Origin of the sequence: Mesorhizobium sp., assembly GCF_017306585.1 — a bacterium.
Taxonomy (GTDB): domain Bacteria; phylum Pseudomonadota; class Alphaproteobacteria; order Rhizobiales; family Rhizobiaceae; genus Mesorhizobium.
In genome coordinates this window covers 1-3,189 of record NZ_JAFKIC010000350.1, presented here as the reverse complement: position 1 = coordinate 3,189, position 3,189 = coordinate 1, and the positions used below count along the sequence as shown (strand labels likewise).

Sequence of the window (3,189 nt, the reverse complement as noted above, 5' to 3'; positions counted from 1 at the left end):
CGGCGGGCTCCCTTCTCCCCGTCACTATACGGGGAGAAGGTGCCGGCAGGCGGATGAGGGGCGGCGCAAACCAATCGGAATCTACTTCCAGTTCTTGCGCCGCTCGAGTTCGGCCTGGGAAGGCTCTTGCTGCGCGAACGACCCGACCTTGATCTCGCCGCCGCGCACATAGGTCGCCATGATGACGCCGGTGGTGGACGTCTGCGATTTGACGAGCTTGAAGGTCCCCGGCATCGCATCGTCGCCGAACAGACGCTTGCCCTTGCCCAGCAGCAGCGGAAAGATCATCAGCCGGATCTCGTCGATCAGCCCGTTGGCGAGCAGGGTCTGGATCAGCTCGCCCGAGCCCTGGATGAGCAGATCGGGTCCGTCCTCCTGCTTGAGCTTGCGCAACGCTGCCACGATATCGGACCCGAGCGATTTGGTGTTCTCCCAGGTGAGCGTGTCGGGCCGATGTGTCGCGACATATTTGGTCGCAGGGTTGAAGACATCGGCGATCGGATCTTTCTGATAGGGCCAATAGGCGGCAAAGATGTCGTAGGTTCTGCGGCCGAGCAGCAGGTCGAACGGTTTGGAGAACAGTTCGCCCATGGCTTCGCCCGCCACCTCGTCAAAGTAGTGGAACGTCCAGCCGCCGAACTCGAAGCCGCCGACAGGATCTTCTTCGGGGCCGCCCGGCGCCTGCATGACGCCGTCGAGGCTGACGAAGGTCGCGGCGATGATCTTTCGCATCTGTCTTCTCCTTTTGCGATCCGTACCGTTTCGGCCGGATTCAACATGATGACGAACGACAGACTTCCTTTTCGACACGAGACGACAAACTTTTAGCCGTCGACTCCGACTTGAGCGGGGCTGGAGGAGAACCAGACATCGCCGAGAACAGCGGTGGCGGTGTGGTCCGGCGGCCGGTCCTCCACCAGCCATATCGAGCGGCTGCGGGAAGCCTCTTCGCGGGTCGGAACCTTCGCCGCATCGGGGAGCGCCGAAGCGCCGACGCATGGGATGAACCAGGAGCGCATGAAGGGGTCGCAGGCAAAGCCCTTCTCGGTGCGGGTCACCAGCAGCGCCAGCGGGACATTTTCTGCCGGGCGCCAGGGGAAGACCATGCGGCCGCCGGGGCGAAGCGCCTTCAGCCAGCCGGCTGGAGGGGCGGCGACGCCGGCGTTGACGTAGACGATGTCGGATGGCGGCAGGGGCGCGGTCACGGCATCGCCATGGACGACGGTAACATTGCCGCAGGTTTTCAGATTCTCGCGCGCCAGTCCGGCCAGCTTGCCGTCGAGTTCGAAGGCGGTAACGGCGCCGCCCGGCGAAACCAGCCTGGCCAGCAGGGCGGTGTAGTAGCCGGCGCCCGCGCCGATATGGGAGACGATCTCGCCAGGCCTTGACGCCAGCTTGCCGATCCACATGGCATGCAGGAACGGCTCGCCATTGTTGATGCCCTTGTCGGCATCGAGCGCCACCAGCACGTTCTGATAGAGATGGATAGGGTCGGCGCTGGGTGTCGTGATCTTGCTGGTGTCGGCTATGACCGTCCATGGTCCCGGTCCGAGGAAGGCTTCGCGCGGCACGCTGGCGAAAACCTCCTCCAGACGCGGATCGGCCGAGGCGGCATTGGCCGCCATCAGCCTGGCATAGAATCTCCTGGCGTCCTCGATCGTGCTCATCGCACGCAACATAGCGCGTATTGACCTGATGTCATCCGGCTTCAGGCGTCCTGGAGCCGGATGGTTTGAGGTGCTCTAGCCGACCCCGAACAGCGTGTCGTAGAGCAGCTTGAAATTGAGCACGAGGATGATGGCGGCGACCACCCAGGCAAGGACCGCCACGGCGCGCGGGATGGCGAGGCTGCCCATCTTCTCCTTGCTGGAGACGAACTGCACCAGCGGGATGACCGCGAAGGGCAGCTGCATCGACAGCACCACCTGGCTGAAGATCAGCAACTGGCCGGTACCCTTTTCGCCATAGAGCGCGGTGACGACCACGACAGGGATGATGGCGAGGCCACGAGTCAGCAGGCGGCGCGCCCAGTTGGGGATGCGCAGGCGCAGGAAGCCTTCCATGATGATCTGGCCGGCGAGTGTCGCCGTCACCGTCGAGTTGAGGCCCGAGGCGAGCAGCGCCACTGCAAACAGGATGGAGGCGATGCTGAGGCCGAGCAGCGGCGACAGGAGCTTGAAGGCGTCCTCGATCTCGGCGACGTCCTGGTGGCCGGTTTCGTGGAAGGCGACCGCCGCGACGATCAGGATGGCGGCGTTGACGAACAGCGCCAGCATCAGGGCGATGGTGGAGTCCATCGTCGCCCATTTAATGGCGTCGCGCTTGCCCTTTTCGGTGCGTTCATAGGCGCGGGTCTGCACGATCGAGGAGTGCAGATAGAGATTGTGCGGCATGACGGTGGCGCCGATGATGCCGATGGCGATGTAGAGCATCGCCGGGTTGGTGACGATTTCCGACGACGGCACGAACATAGAATGCAGGATCGTGCCGGCCGGCGGCGCGGCGACGAAGATCTGGATGGCGAAGCAGCCGAAGATGATGATCAGAAGCGCGATGACGAAGGCTTCGAGATAGCGGAAGCCCTTGTTCATCAGAAGCAGCACGAGGAAGGCGTCGAGCGCGGTGAGCAGGGCGCCGCCGACCAGCGGGATGCCGAACAGAAGCTGCAGCGCGATCGCCGTGCCGATCACCTCGGCCAGATCGCAGGCGATGATGGCCAGTTCGCAGGCGATCCACAGCACGAAATTGAGCTGCTTGGGATAGTAGGCGCGGCAGGCCTGGGCGAGGTCGCGGCCGGTGGCGATGCCGAGCCGCGCCGACAGCGCCTGCAGCAGGATCGCCATCAGGTTGGACAGCATGATGATAAACAGCAGCGTGTAGCCGAACTGCGCGCCGCCGGCGAGGTCGGTCGCCCAGTTGCCCGGGTCCATGTAGCCGACCGAGACCATGTAGCCCGGGCCCATGAAGGCGAACAGGCGGCGGAACCAGACGCCCGAGGTCGGCACCGCGATGGAGGCATTGACCTCGCGCAGGCTGGGCTGATCCTCCTCCTCCCGTCTGGCGAACCGCCATGCGGATCGGGAGGATGTGGCTTCTGCTTCTGACATGGAAAGGCTTTCTGGACTTCGGGAGGATGCCTGCAGCCTATGCCACGGCTCAACATTATGCAATAGGCTATATTTCATTGTC

At 63.8% G+C, this 3,189-nt stretch carries 3 protein-coding genes; all 3 read right to left on the bottom strand.

Features of this window, described 5'->3' with window-relative positions; genetic code table 11:
- Positions 1-81 precede the first annotated feature (81 nt).
- Entirely contained in the window at positions 82-732 is a 651-nt protein-coding gene (locus tag J0I79_RS34555; RefSeq protein ID WP_292870520.1) for a dihydrofolate reductase family protein, read from the bottom strand.
- 92 nt (positions 733-824) lie between these two features.
- The gene (locus tag J0I79_RS34550) at positions 825-1,667 is read right to left on the bottom strand and encodes a protein-L-isoaspartate O-methyltransferase (RefSeq protein ID WP_292870517.1); all 843 of its coding nucleotides are present in this window, start codon (positions 1,665-1,667) and stop codon (positions 825-827) included.
- Between the two features lie 75 nt (positions 1,668-1,742).
- Complete coding sequence (locus tag J0I79_RS34545) at positions 1,743-3,107, bottom strand: Nramp family divalent metal transporter (RefSeq protein WP_292870514.1); 1,365 nt, start codon at positions 3,105-3,107, stop codon at positions 1,743-1,745.
- Between the last annotated feature and the right edge of the window lie 82 nt (positions 3,108-3,189).